Consider the following 20,957-nt stretch of genomic DNA (forward strand, 5'->3'; position numbering starts at 1 on the left):
CGAACCCGGAAGCTAAGCCTTACAGCGCCGATGGTACTGCAGGGGGGACCCTGTGGGAGAGTAGGACGCCGCCGAACAATCTTTGAGAAAACCCCGTGCCTTTCGGTACGGGGTTTTCTGCGTTTAAGGTCGGTTCATGCGCTACGACCTCGTCATCTTCGACAACGACGGTGTGCTCGTCGACAGTGAGCCCATCTCGAACACCCTCCTCGCCGCCTACCTCACCGAGCTGGGCCACCCCACCACCTACGAGGACTCGCTGCGCGACTACATGGGCTCCGCCATGCACCGGGTGCACGACCTGGTGGAGGAGCGGACGGGACAGCGGCTGCCCGCGGACTTCGACGACGTCTTCCACTCCCGTGTGTTCGCCGCCTTCGCCCGGGAGCTGAAGCCCGTCGACGGAGTCGCCGACGTGCTGGAGAGGCTGGCGTCCGACGGGGTGCCGTACTGCGTGGCGTCGTCCGGGAGTCATGAGCGGATACGGGTCGGGCACCGCACGACCGGGCTGGACCGATGGTTCGACGACGAGCGGATCTTCAGCTCCGAGGACGTCGGACGGGGCAAGCCCGCACCCGACCTCTTCCTGTACGCCGCCCGGCGGATGGGCGTCGAGCCGCAGAGGTGTGTCGTCGTCGAGGACAGCCCGCTCGGCGTGCAGGCGGCCCTGGCCGCAGACATGGACGTCTACGGGTTCACCGCGATGACGCCGGCCGAGCGGCTCACCGGGGTGAAGGGACTGTTCTCCAGAATGGAAGACCTCTGCGGTCTGCTGAGTTGAGGAAAACTCACCTACGCTCCGCCGCATGACCGATGTCATGCCGGACGCGCTGCGGCGCGGCCGGTCCTCGCTGGCGTTCGGGTTCTTCGTCCAGGGCGTCGCGTTCGCCCTCCTGGTGACGCGGATCCCGGCCATTCAGGACCGGTACGGGGTCTCCGACGCGCTGCTGCCCGCCTTCCTGGCCGCCGTGCCGGTGCTGGCCGGGGTGGGGAGCGTGGCGACCGGGCGGCTGGTGCGCCGGGTGCCCCCGAGCCGGGTGCTGCGCTGGTCCCAGCCCATCGTGCTGCTGGCGCTGCTCGGAGTGGGAGCCGGGGAACGGATGGCGGAGCTGGCAATCTCGCTGGCCGCCTTCGGGCTCGCCGTCGGGGCGCTCGACGCGTCGATGAACATGCTCGGCGTCAGCCTCCAGCGGGCGTACGGGCGCAGCATCATGCTCGGGTTCCATGCCGCGTACAGCCTCGGCGGATCGTGGGGGCCTCGCTGGCGTGGGCGGGGGCGCACTGGGAGCAGGCGCTCGTCGTGTCGTATCTGCCGGTAGTGGGGGTGCTGGCGCCGGCCGCGCTCGTCGGGAGCCGGTGGTATGCGGACGACCGGGGCGAGGGACGCGCGCCGGAGGCGGGGAAGGTCGAGGGGAGCGGGGTGGGGCTGCGGGCGTTGCTGCCGCTGTGCCTCGTGATGACCTTCGCCTACATCGGGGACGCGACCGTCTCCAACTGGAGCGCGAAGTACGTGCAGGACGTGCTCGGCGGGTCGGAGCAGCTGGCGACCGTGCCGTACAACGTCTACATGGTCACCACGCTGGTGGGGCGGGCCTTGGGCGACTTCGGGGTGCGGCGGTTCGGGGCCGCGGCGGTGGTGCGGGGCGGGGCCGTCCTGGCGGCCGTGGGGTTCGCGGTGGTGGCGGGGGCTCCGGGAGCGTGGGCCGGGATGGCGGGGTTCACCCTGCTGGGGCTCGGGCTGTGCGTGCTGGTGCCGCAGACCTTCGCGGCGGCCGGGCGGCTGTTCCCGGGCGCCTCGGACGCGGCCGTGGCGCGGCTCAACGTCTTCAACTACGTCGGCTTCCTGATCGGTTCCCCGCTGGTCGGGGCGCTGGGGGACGCCTGGAGTCACCGGGGGGCGATGCTCGTGCCGATGGTGCTCGTGCTGGTGACACTCGTGTACGCCCGGTCGTTCGATGCTCAACCGGACCGATACCGTGGCGGGCATGAGCGGCCGCGCACAGCTGATGTGGGACGAGGCAGTAACGGGGTATGACTTCGGTCCGGACCACCCGATGGATCCGGTCCGGCTCACGCTGACCCGGAAACTGGTCGAGGCCTTCGGGCTCGACCGGGAGATGAAGACCGTGGCGGCCCGGGCGGCGGGGGAGTCGACGCTGCGGCTCGTCCACCGCCAGGACTACATCGACGCGGTGAGGGCGGCCTCAGCGGACCCGGCGGCGGCCGACCCGTCGTACGGGCTGGGGACGGTGGACGACCCCGCGTTCGCCGGGATGCACGAGGTGTCGGCGCTCATCGCGGGACAGTCGGTGGGCGCGGCGGAGGCCGTGTGGCGGGGGGAGGCGCTGCACGCGGTGAACTTCGCCGGCGGGCTGCACCACGCCATGCCGGCCGGGGCCTCCGGCTTCTGCATCTACAACGACGCCGCCCTGGCCGTCGCGCGGCTGCTGGAGCTGGGCGCGGAGCGGGTCGCCTACGTGGACGTCGACGTGCATCACGGGGACGGCGTACAGGCGGCGTTCTGGGAGGACCCGCGGGTCCTGACGATCTCGCTGCACGAGCATCCGCGGACCCTGTTCCCGCAGACCGGGTGGCCGGAGGAGACGGGCGCGGACTCGGCGGAGGGCGGGGCGGTCAACGTCGCGCTGCCGGCGGGGACCGGGGACGCGGGATGGCTGCGGGCCTTCCACGCGGTGGTGCCGGAGCTGATCGCCGACTTCCGGCCGCAGGTGCTGGTGACCCAGCACGGGGCCGACACGCACTTCGAGGACCCGCTGGCCCATCTGGCGGTGTCGCTGGACGCGCAGCGGGCGGTGCAGGACGCCTGTCACGACCTGGCGCACCAGTACGCCGACGGGCGGTGGATCGCGCTCGGCGGCGGCGGATACGCGGTCGTGGAGGTGGTGCCGCGGTCGTGGACGCATCTGGTGGCGATCGCCGCGGGGCGGCCGGTGGCGCCCGAGGAGACGATCCCCGAGGGCTGGCGGCAGGAAGTGTACGCACGCACACGGCAGTTGGCGCCGGCCCGGATGACGGACGGGCGGTGGCCGGTGCGGTGGGCGCCCTGGGAGGCCGGGTACGACCCGGCGGACCGGCTCGACCAGGCGGTGCTGGCGGCGCGGCGGGCGGTGTTCCCGCTGCGCGGGCTGCTGCCGTAGGGCGTCCGGGGGCGGGGGCTTCCGGCGGGCGTTACGCCAACCGTGCGCCTTCACCGGGATTCCGGGGCGGGCGGCGGCGGCGTCCGTCACCATCGGGCCATGGTGTCCCGCGGCGCGCTGCGCGCGCATCTCCTGGCCGCGCGGCTCGCCGGCGCCGTGGCCACCGCACGGGAGACGAGCCTGCGCAGCTACCGGCTGTTCGCGGCCCGCGACCCCCGGGTGCTGATCGGGATCGATCCCGAGAACGACTGGTCACAGCGGGATTTGCTCGCGTTGATGGCGCGGAAGTGCGGGGTTTCGGCCGATCCGCGACACGTTTCGGGGCATGATGTGATCGACCCGGAGCGGACGCTGGCCCGGCTGGACGCGTTCGCGGAGCGGGTCGCCGGGGCCGCCCGACGGGGCGCGCCCGTGCTGCTGGGGACCGGGCATCCGCACCGGCTCCTGGACTTCTACGTCGCTCTCGCGGACGCCCTGTCGGCGGCGGGATGTGCTGTCCTCACACCGGCGCAGGGTCTCTGTGTCGACATAACGACCCGGTTCGGTCTACGTACACACCAGCTCGACTACGTACGAGGCGTGGCCCTGGTGCGGGAGGCCGGCGGGGGAGCCGCCGGTGGTGCGACCGGCGCGCACACTCACTCGCCGCTGCCGGTGAGGGCGGCGCTGGCGGCGTGTGCGCAGGCCGGCGGGCCCCTGCCGGAGTTGGTGATCGGCGACCACGGCTGGGTCTGCGGGGCAGGTCAGCTGGGGTTCGAGGCCATTGGCCTGGGCGACACCGACGATCCCGCGCTGTTCGTCGGGGAGGCCGAGGGGCGCGTGTCCGTGGCCGTGCCCCTGGATGACGGTGTGCGGTCGCTTTACTACCGGCCGCTCACGCACTACGTAGTCAAACGGGCGTGTCTGTCACAGTAGGCCGCCGATGGGTGCACCTCTTCCCCACTCGCATCACCCGCCCCTAGTCTGGGGAGTGAGCACGCAGCGACGAAGAGTCACCGGAAGGGGAAGCCGGTGGCCGTCGAGTCGAGTGCGGAAGGTTCAGGTGTGTCATGGCTGCAGCTGGCGAGAGGCCTCTGAACGAGGTTCAGTTCCTTACCGTGGCGGAGGTCGCCTCGGTGATGCGAGTGTCGAAGATGACCGTGTACCGCCTGGTGCACAGCGGTCATCTGCCCGCGATCCGGGTCGGAAGGTCCTTCCGGGTCCCGGAACAAGCGGTCCACGAGTACCTCCGCGACAGCTATGTGGGGGTGGAGACGGCCTGAGCGATGCGCCTCGATTACGACCTCAGCGCTCGGGCGGGTAGGCTAGCCCCTCGTAGGTCGTGTGGGCCCATGGCGCCCAAACACCGAGTGATGAGAAGTGAGCGAGGGTAGTCGTGGGCTCTGTTATCAAGAAGCGGCGCAAGCGGATGGCCAAGAAGAAGCACCGCAAGCTGCTCAAGCGCACGCGCGTCCAGCGTCGTAACAAGAAGTAGTACCAAGCGGTACGACGCGCTGAAGGACGCCGCGAAGGCGTGGTCGTGGGCCCCCCACCGGATTCGGTGGGGGGCCCACGCGTGTTCAGGCGCTAAGTTGGCGAGCAGACGGGGAAGGCGACAGGGTACGCACCAGGACGGAAGGAAGGCGCTGATCTTGGGCAAGGTCGTGCTCGTGACCGGGGTGGCCCGCCGGCTGGGGGGCCGGTTCGTCCGGCGGATCCAGCGGGATCCGGACGTGGACCGGGTCGTCGGCGTGGACGCGGTCCCGCCCGAGCACCACCTCGGCGGCGCCGACTTCATCCAGGCCGACATCCGCCAGCCCACCATCGCCCGGGTGCTCGCCGAGACGGGCGCCGACACCGTCGTCCACATGGACGTCACCGGAATCGCCCTCGGCAGCGGCAGCCGGACGACGGTCAAGGAGACCAACGTCATCGGCACGATGCAGCTGCTCGGCGCCTGCCAGAAGTCGCCCGCGGTGAAGCGGCTGGTGGTGAAGTCCAGCACGAACGTCTACGGGTCCGCGCCGCGCGATCCCGCCGTGTTCACCGAGACCACCCCGCCCAAGTCGCTGCCGAGCGGCGGCTTCGCCAAGGACACCGTCGAGGTCGAGGGGTATGTGCGCGGGTTCGCGCGCCGCCGGCCGGACGTGGCGGTGTGCGTGCTGCGGTTCGCCAACATCCTGGGGCCGAGCGCGGAGTCGCCGCTCGCCTCGTACTTCGGGCTGCCGGTGCTGCCGACGGTGTTCGGCTACGACCCGAGGCTGCAGTTCGTGCACGAGGACGACGTGATCGAGGTGCTGCGCATCGGCGCGCACGAACCGCGCCGGGGCACGCTCAACAGCGGCACCTTCAACATCGCCGGGGACGGCGTCCTGCTGCTGTCGCAGTGCTCCCGCAGGCTGGGGCGGCCCACGGTGCCGCTGCTGCTGCCGGCGGTCACCTGGACGGGCTCGCTCGTGCGTACGCTGGGAATCACGGACTTCTCGCCCGAACAGATCCGGCTGCTGACCCACGGCCGGGTGGTGGACACGACCCAGATGCGCGAGACGCTGGGCTTCACGCCGAAGCACACGACCGCGGAGACGTTCGCGGACTTCGCCCGCAGCCGCGGGCCCGGACTTCTGCCGCCCGAGACTCTCGCCCGGGCCGTCGACCGGGTCGCCGAACTGCCCCTGCCGGGCGGGCGGCGGCTGCCGACGCAGAGCGCCAACTGAGGAGCGCAGCACGATGGCGGACGCCAAGGTCATTCCGTTCGACGACGACCGCTCCCGCGGCGGCGCGGCACAGCGGCGCCGGTCCGCGGCGAGCCGACGCGGCTCCGGGGAGGCGGCCCAGGCCTGCGAGGTCCAGCCGCTGCCGGGCACGGAGACCGCACAGACGCAGGCCGCGCAGGAGGACGTACCGGCGCCGGAGCCGTCGTACGACGATCCGCGCGGCCTGGAGAAGCGGATCGCGGCGGGGCTGGCGTTCCTGCGCCGCCGCCTCACCGGCGACTACGACGTCGACGACTTCGGCTACGACGCCGAACTCACCGACCAGGTGCTCATGTCGCTGCTGCGGCCGATGTACGAGAAATACTTCCGGGTCGAGGTGAAGGGCGTCGAGAACATCCCCTCCGAGGGCGGTGCGCTGATCGTCGCCAACCACTCCGGGACGCTGCCGCTGGACGGGCTGATGATGCAGGTCGCCGTCCACGACGAGCATCCGGCGGGGCGTCATCTGCGGCTGCTGGCGGCCGACCTGGTGTTCGTGCTGCCGGTCGTCAACGAGCTGGCGCGCAAGCTCGGGCACACGCTGGCCTGCGCGGAGGACGCCGAACGGCTGCTGGGGCAGGGCGAGCTGGTCGGGGTGATGCCGGAGGGCTTCAAGGGCATCGGCAAGCCGTTCAGCGAGCGGTACAAGCTCCAGCGGTTCGGCCGGGGCGGCTTCGTGTCCACGGCCCTGCGGCAGCGCGTGCCGATCATTCCCTGCTCGATCGTCGGGGCGGAGGAGATCTACCCGATGATCGGCAACGCGAAGACGATCGCGCGGGTGCTGGGGATCCCGTACTTCCCGCTGACGCCGACGTTTCCGTGGCTGGGGCCGCTCGGGGCGGTGCCGCTGCCGACGAAGTGGACCATCCAGTTCGGCGAGCCGATCCCGACGGACGGGTATCCGCCCGAGGCGGCGGAGGACCCGATGCTGATGTTCAACCTGACGGACCAGGTACGGGAGCAGATCCAGCACACGCTGTACAAGTTGCTGGTGCAGCGGAGGTCGGTGTTCTTCTGACGGGGCCCGTGACGTGCGGGGTGCGGTGACGGGGGCGCCCGGCTGTTGTGTGCGGGGGTGCTCGGAGCCGGCGGACGGAGTCCGGCGCAGCGGTCCGGAGCCTGCGCAGCGGTGCGAGGGCGGCGGGCAGGAGGGGTCAAGTTGCTGGTGCGGCGGAGGTCGGTGTTCTTCTGACGAGAACCACGAGAGCGGGGCGTCCCTTCGGTGAAGGGACGCCCCGCTCTCGTACGGGCTGCTAGTCGTCCGCGTCCTCCGCCTCGATGCCCAGGCCCGGCAGGAGGCCGGGGAGGAGGGGCGGGAGCGTGACGTCGGGCTCGGGAGCGGGCGGTTTGGTCGAGGGCGGGGTGGGGGCGCCGGGCTCCTGCGAGGGGTCGAGGAGGTCGCCGGCGCTGCCGCCGAGGAGGCCGTCGTTCTCCTTGCCGGAGTCCGCCGAGCGGCTCGGGGCGCCGGGGCGGCCGCCGTCGGGGGTGCCGGAGCCGCCGGCGCTGGGCGTCGTCGACCCGCCGGGCTTAGGGGCGCCGGGTGCCCGGCCGTCGTCCGTGCCGCGCCGCCCGTCGGTCCTGCGCTCGGTGCCCGTGGCGGTGGGTTTCGGGAGCAGGGACTGCAGCGGGGCCACCTCTTCGTCTATGGCGTCGAAGACCGACGACACCTGTTCGCTGACGTCCCCGAGCTGGACCGGGAGGCGCTCGCGCAGGGCGCCCCAGGTGTCGCGGTGGGAGCGGGAGAAGGCGTCGAGGGCCTTGATGGGCTCCAGCGACTCGGGGTCGCGCTCGTAGGCGGCGGTGAGCAGCCGGTGGCCCTCGGAGGCGTCGTGCTTCACGCCGGACAGGGCGCGGCGGATCTCGCCGACGGACTCGTGGTCGAGGTGGCCGCCGCGGTCGCGCTCCATCAGCCGGCGTGCCTCGTTCAGCCGGGTGGAGGCATGGTCGAGGTACACCTCGCCGCGCTCGTCGTCCCCGTCGGCGAGGCCGAGCTTGAAGTCCTCGATGCCGCGCTTGAGGCCGTAGAGCGAGTCGCCGGGCAGGGCGTCGGAGCTGGCGGCGGCCACTCCGCCGAAGGCGCCGGCGGCGACGGTCACGCCGATGCCGCCCGCGGTGAGGCCCTTGGCCAGGCGGGAGCGCGGGCGGAACCTGCCCAGCGGGGCCGCCCGGTGGCCGCCCTCGCCACGGGACCGCTGTCCGGGCAGCGCACGGCCGCCCGCCTCACCGCCCTCCTGCAGCATGGCCTCGAAGCTCGCCACCAGCTGCGCCCGCTGGACGGCCTTGACCTCGGGGTCCAGCTGGGGCCTCGGCAACTCGGCGAGGCCTGCGGCCACGGCCAGCAGACGGCCCTGATCGGTCCGCCCCGCCGAGGCCGGGGCCGTGTCCTCGGACTGCTCGGCCGCCGTACCCCGTTCGGACTGCTCCTCCAGGGCCTGGGCGAAGGCGTTCGCCCGCCGGTGCGCCGATACGTTCGCGATCACTGGCGGCACCTCCTCTCGTCATGACGGTCGACTCCCCAGGGGGTCCTGAGGGTTGCACGCCCCGAGCCGAAACCACACGTTCGAGCGGTGGGAGTCGGCCAGGGAGTGACCACAGGGAGCCTGCATCCCGCACAACGAGCGCGGCGGCACTTGGGTTACGGAAGACGGCGGGCCGGGCGGTGGAGTCAACGGACTTTCACTGATGGTGAGTTGAATACTGCGGAGCGTGCGCGCCGGTCAGCGCGCGTCGTCGGGGAGCAGCCGCGCGAGGGTGCGGACCGCGCGGTACTGCAGTGTCTTGATGGCGCCCTCGTTCTTGCCCATGACCCGGGCGGTCTCGGCGACGGACAGGCCCTGGAGGAAGCGGAGCGTCACGCACTCCTGCTGCTGTGGGTTGAGCCGCCGTACGGCGTCCAGCAGGGCGGCGTTGGAGAGGGACTCCAGGACGGAGTCCTCGGGTGAGCGCTCGACCTCGTTGGCGTCGAGCATTTCGCCGGTGGTGACCTCGAGCCGGAAGCGGCTCGACTTGAAGTGGTCGGCGACCAGGTTGCGGGCGATCGTGACCAGCCAGGCGCCGAAGTCGCGGCCCTGCCAGGTGAACGTGCCGATGCGGCGCAGGGCGCGCAGGAAGGTCTCGCTGGTGAGGTCCTCGGCGGTCGCCTTTCCTCCGACTCGGTAGTAGATGTACCGATAGACGGTGTCGCTGTACTGGTCGTAGAGGCGGCCGAAGGCGTCGGCCTCGCCGGCCTGGGCGCGCTCCACGAGGTCCATCATCCGGGCGCTGTCGCTGTCGGCGGCCGGACGGCGTGCGGTGGCCGCGACGGCCGTGCGGCCTCGTCTTCCGGCCGCCCGCCCGTCGCCCGGCCGGCGGCCGTCGACGACGCCGGCCGCCGGCACCTGCTCGATGCCGTCAGCCAGCGCGTAGCACGGGCCGGCCGGCGCGGCGGTGGTGAATGCGGGGACGGCGGACGCATTGGGGACGAGGCCGCGCAACATGTCGAGGACTGTTGCGCGAAGCGTAGCCAGGCCCGAGGCGTCAACCCCGACGTGTGGGTACACGGGACTCCCAGAGGCAGAGCTTCCATCACTTGCTGTGCGGGACCATTCACCCGTCGTAGCGACGGACAGGTACCCGTGTGCGTCTGAGGAGAATAACGCTTCGTGCAGGCGCTGCTACGCCCAGTTGCTCAAATCGCCGGTTGCGTCGCTTCCGTTGCCGTTTGACGCCCGGTCGCGTGGCGGTCTGTGATCGGATCCTGAACGAAAAGCTTCGAGTTGAGCTGCTCCGCGACGAGTTCGCGCGGCTCCCGGCGGGCTAGCGGCGTCGCCGGTGCAGGGCGATCGCCGCCGCCGTGCCGCCCGCGACCGCGCCGACCCCGGCCGCCGCCGGAATGCCGACCTTCGCCGCCTTGCGGCCGGTGCGGTAGTCGCGCAGCCGCCAGTCCTGTTCCCGGGCGTGTCTGCGCAGTTTCGCGTCGGGGTTGATCGCGTAGGGGTGGCCGACCAGCGACAGCATCGGGATGTCGTTGTGCGAGTCGCTGTAGGCGGCGCAGCGGGTGAGGTCCAGGCCCTCCGCGAGGGCCAGCGCGCGCACCGCCTCGGCCTTGGCGGGGCCGTGCAGGGGCTCGCCGACCAGCTTGCCGGTGTAGACGCCGTCGACGGACTCGGCGACCGTGCCGAGCGCGCCCGTCAGTCCGAGCCGGCGGGCGATGACCTGGGCGATCTCCACCGGGGCCGCCGTGACGAGCCACACCCGCTGACCGGCATCGAGGTGGGCCTGCGCGAGCGCGCGGGTGCCCGGCCAGATGCGCTCGGCCATGTACTCGTCGTAGATCTCCTCGCCGATGGTCTGGAGCTCGGCGACCCGGTGGCCCTGGACGATGGACAGCGCGGAGTTGCGCGCGTCCTGCATGTGCTCGGGGTCCTCGACGCCCGCCAGCCGGAACCACGCCTGCTGCCAGGCGAAGCGGGCCAGGTCGCGGGTCTCGAAGAACTTCCGCTTGTACAGGCCCCGCCCGAAGTGGAACAGGGACGCGCCCTGCATGACGGTGTTGTCCAGGTCGAAGAAGGCGGCGGCGTGCTCGTCGCCGTGCACCGGGAATTCCGGCTCGGGTGCGGTCTTGCGTGCGGCCTCGGCCGAGGCCTCGCCTGCCAACACGCTCCGCGCCGTGGCGGAGCGCCTACGGGGAGTGAGCCATCCGAGAGCGGCCATGGCGTGAGCATAGCCATTCCGGCCGGTGCTTCCGGAGTCGAGAGGTCGGCGGCCCGTGAACTCTCCTCGACCGGGCCGTTAAGCGCGCGGCCCCGGCGGCGCGACAATGGCCGGTATGAGTCCCGTTTTCCGGCGCCGGAGCGCCGCTCAGGACAAGGCCGCAGCTCAGGACCGGCTCGTCACGCTCATCCGCAAGCCCGGCTGCCATCTGTGCGACGACGCGCAGGCGGTGATCGACAGGGTGTGCGGCGAGCTGGGCGTGCCGTGGGAGCAGAAGGACATCACGCAGGATCAGGCGCTGTACGACGCGTACTGGGAGCAGATCCCGGTGGTGCTGGTGGACGGCGAGCAGCACACCTTCTGGCGGGTGAACGAGGAGCGGCTGCGACGGGCGCTCGCGTAGGACCGCGTGAGACCGCGTGGGACCGCGTGGGGCAGGGCGGGACCGCGTGGGGCAGGGCGGGGCGCGGCGCGCGCTCGCGACGGGCGCGGGCGGGCTGCGGCCCGGGGTCGCGGTGGGCGCGGGTGGCTGCGGCGCGCGCTCGCCCGGGAGCGGACCGTGAGCGGCCGCGGGCGATCGGAAACGATCACTGACCGGCCAGTCCAAGTCGTCCGGAAAGTCACTTAGGATCGATGGCGACAGGGTCTCGGGGGCGGTGATCGTTGAGGGAGTGTGCGGTTTTGCCCCCAAGAGGCAAGGAACGGTGTGGGTCGCGCGCCGGTTCCGCGAACGCGCGCCGGAGGCGCGTGACCCCGGTCACGTTGGGCGGACAAATCGGACACCATCTTTGTGCACGCGTTCACAAAGACATAGCCTGCTGTCGACGGGGCGGTCCGGGGACGTATGACCGCCCGCAGCCCCGCTCTACCCGCAGGAGCACCGTGGCAACTGGCCGAACTCACCGACCGGCGACCCGTAGCCGAGGGATTCCCGAGGCCACCGTCGCCCGCCTTCCGCTGTACCTCCGCGCCCTGACCGCGCTCTCGGAGCGCTCGGTGCCGACCGTCTCCTCCGAGGAGCTGGCGGCCGCGGCCGGGGTGAACTCGGCGAAGCTGCGCAAGGACTTCTCGTACCTGGGCTCCTACGGCACGCGTGGCGTGGGGTACGACGTCGAGTATCTCGTCTACCAGATCTCCCGTGAACTCGGCCTCACCCAGGACTGGCCGGTTGTCATCGTCGGCATCGGAAACCTGGGCGCCGCGCTCGCCAACTACGGCGGCTTCGCCTCCCGGGGCTTCCGGGTCGCCGCGCTGATAGACGCCGACCCGGCCATGGCGGGCAAGCCCGTCGCCGGCATCCCCGTGCAGCACACCGACGACCTGGAGCGGATCATCCAGGACAACGGCGTGTCGATCGGCGTGATCGCGACCCCCGCGGGCGCCGCCCAGCAGGTCTGCGACCGGCTCGTCGCCGCCGGGGTGACCTCCATCCTCAACTTCGCGCCGACCGTGCTGACCGTGCCGGACGGTGTCGACGTGCGCAAGGTCGACCTCTCCATCGAGCTGCAGATCCTCGCCTTCCACGAGCAGCGCAAGGCCGGCGAGGAGGCCCTCGCCGAGAGCGCGGCCCCGGTCGCCGCCCCGCGCGAGAACTCCGCCGACCAGGGACCCGACGGGGACGTGCCCGCCGTGATGCCGGCATGAGTCTCCTCGTCGTCGGGCTGAGCCACCGCAGCGCCCCCGTCAGCGTCCTGGAGCGGGCGGCGCTGACCGCGGACGCCCAGATGAAGCTGCTCCAGGACACGGTCGCCGCCGAGCCGGCCGCCGAGGCCGCGGTGCTGGCCACCTGCAACCGCATCGAGCTGTACGCCGACGTCGACAAGTTCCACGCGGGCGTCGCCGAGCTGTCCACGCTGCTCGCCCAGCACAGCGGGGTCGGGCTGGACGAGCTGACGCCCTACCTGTACGTGCACTACGAGGACCGGGCCGTGCACCACCTGTTCTCGGTGGCGTGCGGGCTGGACTCGATGGTGGTCGGCGAGGGCCAGATCCTCGGCCAGATCAAGGACTCCCTCGCCCGGGCGCAGGACCTGCACACCGCGGGCCGGCTGCTGAACGACCTGTTCCAGCAGGCGCTGCGGGTCGGCAAGCGCGCCCACTCCGAGACCGGCATCGACCGGGCCGGGCAGTCGCTGGTCACCTTCGGCCTGGAGCAGCTGGCCTCCGGCGGCTCCGTCGAGACGTGGGCCGCGGGCAAGAAGGCGCTGGTCATCGGAGCGGGCTCGATGTCCTCGCTGGCCGCTGCGACGCTCGCGCGGACCGGGGTCGCCGAGATCGTCGTCGCCAACCGCACCTTCGACCGCGCCGAGCGGCTCGCGCAGATACTCACCGAGGGCGACGACACGGACGTGGTGGCCCGGGCGGTACCGATGGAGTCGGTGCGGGCCGAGCTGACACGTGCCGACATCGCCGTCTCCTGCACCGGCGCCACCGGCCTCGTCCTGGCCGCCGACGCGATCGCCGCCGCCCTGGAGGGACGCACGGGCCACGCCGCGGCCGTCGCGGAACCGGCCGCCGAGGCGGACGGGGACGCGCGTACGGCCGCCCGCGCGGACCTCGCCGAGCTGGCGCCCACGCCGCTGCCGCCCACGAGCGTCGGCACCGACGAGGGCTGCCCCCTGGACCTGTCCGCCGTGCAGCCCGGCTTCTCCGTGCTGGGCGAGGCCGCCGTCGCCGGGATGGACGCCGCGACGCTGGAGCAGCACGCCGCCTGGGCCGCGGGCGGCGCCGTCGACCGGCGCGAGGCCGCCCGGCGCGGGCCCGAGGCCGAGGCCGAACTGATCACCGCGCTGGCCGCGACCGCCGCCAGCGCCGGCCGGATCCCCGAGCGCCGCAGGCCCGAGCCGGTCGCCGAGGCGCCGCGCCCCGAGCCCGTCCTGTTCCTGCTCGACCTCGCCATGCCGCGCGACATCGACGCGGCCGTGCACCGGCTGCCCGGCGTGCGGCTGGTGGACATCGAGTCGCTGGCCGAGGCCTCCGCCGACGCGCCGATGGCGGCCGACGTCGACCAGGTCCGGCGTATCGTCTCCGACGAGGTCGCGGCCTTCGGCGCGGCGCTGCGGGCCGCGCACATCACGCCCACCGTGGTCGCCCTGCGTGCCATGGCCGCCGACGTCGTCGCGGGCGAGATCGCCCGGCTCGACGGGCGGCTGCCCGGCCTCGACGACAAGCAGCGCGGCGAGATCCGGCAGGCCGTGCACCGCGTCGTCGACAAGCTGCTGCACGCGCCGACCGTACGGGTCAAGCAGCTCGCGGCCGAGCCCGGCGGCGCCGGGTACGCGGACGCGCTGCGCACCTTGTTCGACCTGGACCCGGAGACGGTCGCCGCCGTCTCCCGGGCCGGGAACGAATCCGAGAAGAACGGCAAGAACCGAGGGCTGTCATGAGCGACAAGGCACTGAGGCTCGGGACACGGCGGAGCAAGCTCGCCATGGCCCAGTCGGGGCAGGTGGCGGACGCCGTGAGCCAGGTGACCGGACGGCCCGTCGAGCTGGTCGAGATCACCACGTACGGCGACGTGTCGCGCGAGAACCTCGCGCAGATCGGCGGCACCGGCGTCTTCGTGACCGCACTGCGCGACGCGCTGCTGCGGGGCGAGGTCGACTTCGCGGTGCACTCCCTGAAGGACCTGCCCACCGCACAGCCGGCGGACCTGGTCCTGGCGGCGGTGCCCGAGCGGGAGGACCCGCGCGACGTCCTCGTGGCGCGCGACGCCCGCAAGTTCACCGACCTGCCGCGCGGGGCCCGCATAGGCACCGGCTCGCCGCGCCGCATGGCGCAGCTGAACGCGTACGCCCGCGCCCACGGCCTGGACATCGAGACGGTGCCGATCCGCGGCAACGTCGACACCCGGATCGGGTTCGTCCACAGCGGCGAGCTGGACGCCGTGGTGCTGGCCGCCGCCGGGATGAACCGCATAGGCCGGAGCGAGGAAGTGACCGACTTCCTGTCGGTCGACACCGTTCTGCCCGCCCCCGGCCAGGGGGCACTGGCGATCGAGTGCGCCGCGCACGACGCGGACCTGATCGCCGCGCTCGCCGAGCTCGACGACCCCCTCACCCGGGCCGCCGTGACCGCCGAGCGGTCCCTGCTCGCCGCCCTGGAGGCCGGTTGCAGCGCCCCCGTGGGCGCGTTGGCCGACCTTCTGGCCGACGGGCAGATTGTCAAGGAAATGCGCCTGCGGGGCGTCGTCGGCACGACCGACGGCTCCCGGACGGTGCAGCTGTCCACCACCGGTCCCGTGCCCGAGACGCACCAGGGCGCCGAGGCGCTCGGCCGCGAACTCGCCGCCGAGATGCTCGCCCAGGGCGCGGCCGGTCTGATGGGGGAGCGAGCACAGTGAGCCCCACCACTCTTCCCGCCGCCGGTCCGGAACACGGGCACGTCACCTTCCTCGGTGCCGGACCCGGGGATCCGGGACTGCTGACCCTGCGCGCCGTCGAGGCGCTGGCGCACGCGGACGTCCTCGTCGCCGAGCACGAGGTGCTCGACGTCGTACGCGCCCACGCCAGGCCGGGCGTGTCCGTCGTGCACGCGGAGCCCGGTCCGTCGTCGGACCCGGTTCCGGGCACGGGCACGCCGCAGCTCACGGTCGTTGACGGCAAGTCAACAGCCGTTGGTGTCCCCGCAGTGCGGGATGCCTCACATCTTGTCATGGAGGCCGCGCGGGGCGGCAGGCGGGTCGTGCGTGCGGTGTCCGGGGACCCGGGCCTCGACACGTACGCCGCCGAGGAGATGCTCGCCTGCGCCGCCGCCGGGGTGCCGTTCGAGGTGGTGCCGGGCGTGGCCGCCGCGGTCGGCGTGCCCGCGTACGCCGGTGTGCCGCTGCGGGACGCGCACGGCGCGGACGTCCGCTTCGTGGACGCGCGCACGGCGTCGGACCGGTGCTGGACGGAGGTGGGCGCGTCCGACGGGACGGTGGTCGTCTCCACCACCCTGGACGCGGTGTCCGCCGCGGCCGGCGAACTGGTGTCCGCGGGCCGCAAGCCGGACACCCCGCTGACGGTCACGGTCGCCGGTACGACGACCCGCCAGCGGACGTGGACGGCCACCCTCGGCACGATCGCGCAGACCCTGAAGCAGGCGAAGGTGCTGCCCTCCCCCGAGGGCGCCCGGCCGGTGATAGCCGTGGTCGGCGAGCGTTCCGCAGCCGCCCGGCGCGACCAGCTGTCGTGGTTCGAGTCCAAGCCGCTGTTCGGCTGGAAGGTCCTCGTCCCGCGCACGAAGGAGCAGGCGGCGTCGCTCTCCGACCAACTGCGGTCCTACGGGGCCGTACCGCACGAGGTGCCGACGATCGCCGTCGAGCCGCCGCGCACGCCCCAGCAGATGGAGCGCGCGGTCAAGGGCCTGGTGACCGGACGCTACGAGTGGATCGCCTTCACCTCGGTCAACGCCGTCAAGGCCGTCCGCGAGAAGTTCGAGGAGTACGGCCTGGACGCGCGCGCCTTCGCGGGCATCAAGGTCGCCGCGGTGGGCGAGCAGACCGCCAAGGCGCTGATCGCCTTCGGCGTGAAGCCGGACCTCGTCCCGAGCGGCGAACAGTCCGCGGCGGGCCTCCTGGAGGACTGGCCCCCCTACGACCCGGTGTTCGACCCGATCGACCGCGTCTTCCTGCCCCGCGCCGACATCGCCACGGAGACCCTGGTCGCCGGCCTGATCGAGCTGGGCTGGGAGGTCGACGACGTCACCGCCTACCGCACGGTGCGCGCCTCGCCGCCGCCCGCCGAGACCCGGGAGGCGATCAAGGGCGGCGGCTTCGACGCGGTGCTGTTCACGTCGTCGTCCACGGTGCGCAACCTCGTCGGCATCGCCGGGAAGCCGCACAACGTGACGGTGATCGCCTGTATCGGCCCGGCCACGGCGAAGACGGCCGAGGAGCACGGGCTGCGCGTCGACGTCATGGCCCCGGAACCGTCGGTGCACAAGCTGGCGGAGGCCCTGGCGGACTTCGGCATGAAGCGCAGGGCCGCCGCGCTGGAGGCCGGCGACCCGGTGACGCGGCCCAGCGAGCGGCGTCCGGGGGCGCGGAGGCGGCGGTCTACGACGTGAGAGGCGCCGAGGCGTGAGCGGATCGGCGGGGCGTTCCCTTCGGGGGGCGCCCCGCCGATCTTGTCGTCGCGGGTCGGCGGCCGGCCGATCAGGCCGGTGTCACCACATGGCCGAAGCGGAGGAGGTCGGCCGGGTCGTACGCCGACTTGGCGTGGCGCAGGCGTGCGTAGTGGGCCGGGGTCCAGGCTCGGGCGCGGTCCGTTTCGTCGCCCGGCGCGCCGTGGATGTTGACCATGGTGTGGCCGGTGCCGTAGGGGGCCATCGCCTCGTGCAGGGACCGTGTGGCGCGTTCGACCGCCTCGGCCTCCGGCGGGGAGGGGACGATGGCGACCGTCTCCAGGAAGTAGGCGGCGTCGCGGGCGCAGATCGCGTCCTCCACGCGGGGCGGGCGGGACAGGGCGCCGCCCATGTGGCGGATCTCGGCCACGACGAGAGGGCAGTCGGGGTTCTCGGGGCCGACCTCGTGCAGGAACGCCCGGACCGCCTCGGGCGGCAGGTCGGCCAGCAGGGCGCAGGACTCACGGGCCGGCAGGGGGTCCTGGGGCTCCATGTAGATGCGGTCCAGGGCGGTGTAGTCCATGACCTCGACCGTGTCGACGGCGACCGGGGCCGCGGCGCGGATCGGTGTGAGCAGGCTCTCGCCCTCGGTGGGGTCGCCGGTCCAGGCGAGGGCGACGCGGGCCCAGAAACCGCCGCGCAGCGGTTCGGGTATCTGCGGGATGGGGGGCAGGCGCAGCACGGCGAACGCGCTGCACATCTCGTCCGGGATCCGCCGGGTCCAGTCGAGCCAGGCGGTCATCAGGGCCTCGGCGTTCTCGCCGGGCGTGTGGACGGCGCCGCCGAGGACGCGGGTGAGGGGGAAGAGGTCGCAGGTCATGTCGGTGACCACGCCGACATTGCCCTTGCCGCCGCGCAGGGCCCAGAACAGTTCGGGTTCGGTGTCGGCGTCCGTGGCGCGCAGGGCGCCGTCCGGGGTGACGACCCGGAAGGAGCGGGTGAGGTCGGTCGCGTAGCCGTAGGCCCGGCCGAGGACCGGCAGGCCGCCGCCGACGGTGTAGCCGACCGCGCCCGCGTCCGTGGAGGTGCCGGACAGGGCGGCCAGGCCGTGCGGGGCCGCCGCGTCCAGGACGTGCCGCCACTTGGCGCCGGCGGAGACGGTCGCGGTGCGGGCGGCCGGGTCGACCGTGACGTCGGTCATGCGGGCCGTGCTGATCAGCAGCCCGCTGTCGATGGGGAAGTTGGCGCCGTGGCCGGTCGACTGGACGGCGACGGGGGTGCCGGTGGCCGCGGCCCAGCGCATCGCGGCCACGACGTCGTCCGCGCCGGTCGCGCCCACGACCAGGTCGGGCGTGTGCAGGGCGGCCACGTTGAAGCCGGCCACCTCTTCCGCGTAGCCGGGGTCGCCGGGGCGCAGCACGGGGCCGCGGATCTCGGACAGGGCGAACAGGTCGGGGGTGGGGTGCGTCGCGGTCATCGCGACCTCCGCATGATGGATGGCGTCCGCTGCGGAGGGACGGCGGCGGCTGCGGTCGGCCGTCGCGCTCGTGGGGTGCGGGTGTGGCGGGTGAGAGGCCGTCGGGGTCCTGCCGTGCGCTCGTTACCTTTCAGGATGGACCCGGGGGGCGGGTGTCGCATGTGGGGCGGGTGGACGGTGCGGTCCGGCGCGGGTGCCGCGTGCCGGGCGGCGACGGATCCGGGCATGGCCGCCGCACGCCGGGCCGGTCAGCGGCAGAGGGCGTCGAGGTCCTCCACGAAGGCCGGGAACTCCGCACGGGCACCGGCGATGATCTCGGCGGCCGGGCGGCGCGGGGTGGTGGCGTGGCGTTCGGCGAGTGCGGTCAGCTCGGCGAGGGCGGGGTGCGTCCAGGGGGAGTGGTCGTCGTACAGCACGGACTCCAGGGGGCCGACGCCGTCGGCCAGGACCCACAGGAAGTCGGACAGGTTCCCGGCCACCACGCCGGACTCGCCCTCCGAGCCCATGAACACCACGGGCTGCTCGGCCGGCGGCCGGCCGGGGCGCGCGCACCAGAGGGCGGCCACACCGCCGGTGCCGTCCTGCCCGAAGACGCGGTAGGCGCCGCCGTCGAGGGTGTGGTTTCCGGTCCAGTGACGCAGCCAGTCGGTGGTCTCCTCGGCGGACCAGAAGACGTCGTAGGGCTCGAAGTCGATGCCCCCGTCGTCGCCGTAGGGGAACGTCGTGCGGGCCACGTCGGCGAGGGCGGGCGGGAGGCGGCGGTCGTCGCCGGTCGTCTCGTTCACGCGGGCACGGTATACGGGGGGACCGACAGCGGGGCGGGCGGCCGACGTCGACCGGCAGGGAACCGGCGGGCCGGTGTCGGTCGGCGTCGGCCGCCCGATGCCGTCCGCCCCGACTCCGCGTCGGCAAAGGCACCCCTGGGGCGGGCGTAACTTGGGGGTATGACGAAGTACGGTTCCTTTCCCGGTACGCGTCCCCGTCGGCTGCGGGCCACTCCCGCTCTGCGGCGCATGGTCGCCGAGACCCGGTTGCACCCCGCCGATCTGATCCTGCCCGCGTTCGTGCGCGAGGGCGTCGCCGAGCCGGTGCCGGTGCAGGCCATGCCCGGTGTCGTGCAGCACACCCGGGACAGTCTGCGGAAGGCCGCCGTCGACGCCGTCGAGGCCGGGGTTTCCGGGATCATGCTCTTCGGGGTGCCCGAGGAGGAGAAGAAGGACGCGCTCGGGACCGCCGGGACCGATCCGGACGGGATTCTCCAGGTCGCCCTGCGCGACGTGCGGGCCGAGGTCGGAGACGAGCTGATCGTCATGTCCGACCTGTGCCTCGACGAGTTCACCGACCACGGCCACTGCGGCGTCCTGGACGCCGAGGGGCGGGTCGACAACGACGCCACCCTGGAGCGGTACGCCGAGATGGCGCAGGTCCAGGCCGACGCCGGCGCCCATGTCGTGGGGCCGAGCGGGATGATGGACGGGCAGATCGGCGTCATCCGCGACGCGCTCGACCAGATCGGGCGGGAGGACGTGGCGATCCTCGCCTACACCGCCAAGTACTCCTCCGCCTTCTACGGCCCCTTCCGCGAGGCCGTCGGCTCCTCGCTCAAGGGCGACCGGAAGACCTACCAGCAGGACCCGGCGAACGCCCGCGAGTCCCTGCGCGAACTCGCCCTCGACCTGGAGGAGGGCGCCGACATGGTGATGGTCAAGCCGGCCGGCCCCTACCTCGACATCCTCGCCCGCGTCGCGGACACCGTGGACGTGCCGGTCGTCGCCTACCAGATCTCCGGCGAGTACGCGATGGTCGAGGCCGCCGCCGAGAAGGGCTGGATCGACCGGGACCGGGCCATCCTGGAGACGCTGACCGGCATCAAGCGGGCCGGCGCGCAGAACATCCTCACCTACTGGGCCACCGAAGTGGCCCGGCAGCTGCGGTAACCGACGGGCGAGGCCGGTCAGTTCAGGGCGTCCTCCATCGAGGACTGCCAGTACGTCACCGCCAGCGAGCTGTCGTAGTACACGCCCTTCGCCGGCAGGGCGGGGGTCGCCGACGGGCCGCCGTCGCTGTTCGGCGTGCCGCCCTGGAAGCCGACGGTCAGCCGGCGGCCGGTCGCCCCGCCCGAGCCGCTGCCGTCCGCAGCGGCCAGCCGGACGCCCGCGTAGCCCGACTCGCCGGGCGCCAGCGTCGGCACCGCCTGCGGCTTCGTGCCCGGCATCGCCTGCGGCACCCACTGCATCTCGTCGAATCGGAGCACCGGGTAGTACGGCAGGTTGCAGGGCTTCGTGCCCGTGTTCGTGACCGTGAGCAGCATGTGGTTCAGGGGGCGGGGCACCGGCTGGGCGGTCACCCTCGTGTTCGTGCCGTTGCAGGTGGTGGAGGTGGCGGCCGGCTTTCCGCCGGTGGTCCGGGACGGCTGCGGGCTCTGGGGCTTCTCCGTCCCCTGGGGGTTCCCCGGCTCCTCGGGGTTCCCGGTCGGCGCGGTCGGCTCCGACGGCCGGCCGGTCGCGGTCGGCTGCTCGGACGCGGTCGGCTCCTTCGCTTCCGGAGCGGTCGTCGCCGGGCGCGAGGCGCCCTCGTCCCTGGTGCCGGTGCCGTCCTCGCAGGCGGTCAGGGCGAGGGCGGCGAGGGCGACGCCCGTAGTGGCGAGGAGGCGGGTGCGGCGGAAGCTGCGCATGGCTGAAACCCTTTCGAACAAGGTGGGTTGAGCGGGCCGCTCGACCGTTCGGCGGGAGCGGCGTGCTTGGATGACCAGAGCTTGTGCCGCGTCTCGTCCCAGCCGCCAGGCCTGCCCGGCGATCAGGGACGCTGGAACGCGCGGAACGGGTCCGACCTGGGGAAACGACCATTCCCTGG

The 20,957-nt window shown here is 72.9% G+C and carries 19 protein-coding genes, 1 rRNA gene and 1 pseudogene; 15 read left to right on the forward strand and 6 right to left on the reverse strand.

Features of this window, described 5'->3' with window-relative positions; all coding sequences use genetic code 11:
• From rrf to ACZ6KF_RS30110, 9 genes and pseudogenes are all read left to right on the forward strand, one after another.
• Nucleotides 1-77, forward strand: a 5S ribosomal RNA gene (gene rrf / locus ACZ6KF_RS30070); the annotation flags it as partial.
• A gap of 59 nt (nucleotides 78-136) precedes the next feature.
• On the forward strand, nucleotides 137-781 hold the full coding sequence (locus ACZ6KF_RS30075; protein ID WP_469178302.1) for an HAD family hydrolase: 645 nt from the start codon (nucleotides 137-139) through the stop codon (nucleotides 779-781).
• Nucleotides 782-818: 37 nt separating this feature from the next.
• Nucleotides 819-2,035 (forward strand): annotated as a pseudogene (locus tag ACZ6KF_RS30080) (MFS transporter).
• On the forward strand, nucleotides 1,986-3,158 hold the full coding sequence (locus ACZ6KF_RS30085; RefSeq protein WP_469160755.1) for an acetoin utilization protein AcuC: 1,173 nt from the start codon (nucleotides 1,986-1,988) through the stop codon (nucleotides 3,156-3,158). The pseudogene ACZ6KF_RS30080 and the gene ACZ6KF_RS30085 overlap by 50 nt, the downstream one beginning before the upstream one ends.
• 99 nt (nucleotides 3,159-3,257) lie before the next feature.
• The gene (locus tag ACZ6KF_RS30090) at nucleotides 3,258-4,073 is read left to right on the forward strand and encodes a phosphatase (RefSeq protein ID WP_469241272.1); all 816 of its coding nucleotides are present in this window, start codon (nucleotides 3,258-3,260) and stop codon (nucleotides 4,071-4,073) included.
• A 134-nt stretch (nucleotides 4,074-4,207) separates the two neighbouring features.
• A complete protein-coding gene (locus ACZ6KF_RS30095) occupies nucleotides 4,208-4,420 on the forward strand; it encodes a helix-turn-helix domain-containing protein (RefSeq protein WP_121791081.1) in 213 nt (70 codons plus the stop codon).
• A gap of 113 nt (nucleotides 4,421-4,533) precedes the next feature.
• The gene (locus ACZ6KF_RS30100) at nucleotides 4,534-4,632 is read left to right on the forward strand and encodes a 30S ribosomal protein bS22 (RefSeq protein ID WP_003948845.1); all 99 of its coding nucleotides are present in this window, start codon (nucleotides 4,534-4,536) and stop codon (nucleotides 4,630-4,632) included.
• A gap of 157 nt (nucleotides 4,633-4,789) precedes the next feature.
• Nucleotides 4,790-5,851: an NAD-dependent epimerase/dehydratase family protein gene (locus ACZ6KF_RS30105; protein WP_356636754.1), complete on the forward strand. Its 1,062-nt coding sequence runs from the start codon at nucleotides 4,790-4,792 to the stop codon at nucleotides 5,849-5,851.
• Nucleotides 5,852-5,864: 13 nt separating this feature from the next.
• Nucleotides 5,865-6,908: a lysophospholipid acyltransferase family protein gene (locus ACZ6KF_RS30110; protein WP_469160756.1), complete on the forward strand. Its 1,044-nt coding sequence runs from the start codon at nucleotides 5,865-5,867 to the stop codon at nucleotides 6,906-6,908.
• Nucleotides 6,909-7,143: 235 nt separating this feature from the next.
• Here ACZ6KF_RS30110 and ACZ6KF_RS30115 read toward each other — a convergent pair whose 3' ends face one another.
• The 3 genes from ACZ6KF_RS30115 to ACZ6KF_RS30125 all read right to left on the reverse strand — a co-directional run bounded on the left by ACZ6KF_RS30115 (nucleotide 7,144) and on the right by ACZ6KF_RS30125 (nucleotide 10,582).
• A complete protein-coding gene (locus ACZ6KF_RS30115) occupies nucleotides 7,144-8,370 on the reverse strand; it encodes a DUF5667 domain-containing protein (protein WP_469241274.1) in 1,227 nt (408 codons plus the stop codon).
• Nucleotides 8,371-8,607: 237 nt separating this feature from the next.
• Nucleotides 8,608-9,429 carry an ECF subfamily RNA polymerase sigma factor, BldN family gene (locus tag ACZ6KF_RS30120; RefSeq protein WP_469160757.1) on the reverse strand — a complete coding sequence of 274 codons (822 nt, stop codon included), beginning with the start codon at nucleotides 9,427-9,429 and terminating at the stop codon, nucleotides 8,608-8,610.
• Nucleotides 9,430-9,685: 256 nt separating this feature from the next.
• A complete protein-coding gene (locus ACZ6KF_RS30125; RefSeq protein ID WP_356636762.1) occupies nucleotides 9,686-10,582 on the reverse strand; it encodes an HAD family hydrolase in 897 nt (298 codons plus the stop codon).
• Nucleotides 10,583-10,688: 106 nt separating this feature from the next.
• Here ACZ6KF_RS30125 and ACZ6KF_RS30130 point away from each other — a divergent pair, with 106 nt between their 5' ends.
• The 5 genes from ACZ6KF_RS30130 (at nucleotide 10,689) to ACZ6KF_RS30150 (ending at nucleotide 16,630) form a co-directional block, all read left to right on the forward strand.
• Complete coding sequence (locus ACZ6KF_RS30130; RefSeq protein ID WP_469160758.1) at nucleotides 10,689-10,985, forward strand: glutaredoxin family protein; 297 nt, start codon at nucleotides 10,689-10,691, stop codon at nucleotides 10,983-10,985.
• Nucleotides 10,986-11,464: 479 nt separating this feature from the next.
• Nucleotides 11,465-12,226: a redox-sensing transcriptional repressor Rex gene (locus tag ACZ6KF_RS30135; RefSeq protein ID WP_356636767.1), complete on the forward strand. Its 762-nt coding sequence runs from the start codon at nucleotides 11,465-11,467 to the stop codon at nucleotides 12,224-12,226.
• Entirely contained in the window at nucleotides 12,223-13,968 is a 1,746-nt protein-coding gene (locus tag ACZ6KF_RS30140; protein WP_356636769.1) for a glutamyl-tRNA reductase, read from the forward strand. The genes ACZ6KF_RS30135 and ACZ6KF_RS30140 overlap by 4 nt, the downstream gene beginning before the upstream one ends.
• On the forward strand, nucleotides 13,965-14,924 hold the full coding sequence (gene hemC / locus ACZ6KF_RS30145; protein ID WP_356636771.1) for a hydroxymethylbilane synthase: 960 nt from the start codon (nucleotides 13,965-13,967) through the stop codon (nucleotides 14,922-14,924). Before ACZ6KF_RS30140 ends, hemC begins: the two co-directional genes overlap by 4 nt.
• Nucleotides 14,921-16,630: a bifunctional uroporphyrinogen-III C-methyltransferase/uroporphyrinogen-III synthase gene (locus ACZ6KF_RS30150; protein WP_356636773.1), complete on the forward strand. Its 1,710-nt coding sequence runs from the start codon at nucleotides 14,921-14,923 to the stop codon at nucleotides 16,628-16,630. The genes hemC and ACZ6KF_RS30150 overlap by 4 nt, the downstream gene beginning before the upstream one ends.
• Nucleotides 16,631-16,718: 88 nt before the next feature.
• On the opposite strand, the gene ACZ6KF_RS30155 is transcribed toward ACZ6KF_RS30150, so the two are convergent.
• Both ACZ6KF_RS30155 and ACZ6KF_RS30160 read right to left on the reverse strand, forming a co-directional pair.
• Nucleotides 16,719-18,104: an FAD-binding oxidoreductase gene (locus ACZ6KF_RS30155; RefSeq protein ID WP_469160760.1), complete on the reverse strand. Its 1,386-nt coding sequence runs from the start codon at nucleotides 18,102-18,104 to the stop codon at nucleotides 16,719-16,721.
• A gap of 248 nt (nucleotides 18,105-18,352) precedes the next feature.
• A complete protein-coding gene (locus ACZ6KF_RS30160) occupies nucleotides 18,353-18,889 on the reverse strand; it encodes an SMI1/KNR4 family protein (RefSeq protein WP_356636777.1) in 537 nt (178 codons plus the stop codon).
• Between the two features lie 159 nt (nucleotides 18,890-19,048).
• Between ACZ6KF_RS30160 and hemB the strand changes: the two genes are divergently transcribed.
• Nucleotides 19,049-20,041 (forward strand): porphobilinogen synthase, encoded by a 993-nt coding sequence (gene hemB / locus ACZ6KF_RS30165; RefSeq protein WP_469160761.1) that lies wholly within the window; start codon nucleotides 19,049-19,051, stop codon nucleotides 20,039-20,041.
• A gap of 17 nt (nucleotides 20,042-20,058) precedes the next feature.
• Here the strand turns inward: hemB and ACZ6KF_RS30170 are convergent, their stop codons facing one another.
• Nucleotides 20,059-20,778 carry a DUF4232 domain-containing protein gene (locus ACZ6KF_RS30170; RefSeq protein ID WP_469241277.1) on the reverse strand — a complete coding sequence of 240 codons (720 nt, stop codon included), beginning with the start codon at nucleotides 20,776-20,778 and terminating at the stop codon, nucleotides 20,059-20,061.
• Between the last annotated feature and the right edge of the window lie 179 nt (nucleotides 20,779-20,957).

It is taken from the genome of Streptomyces sp. NPDC046379 (genome assembly GCF_055587785.1).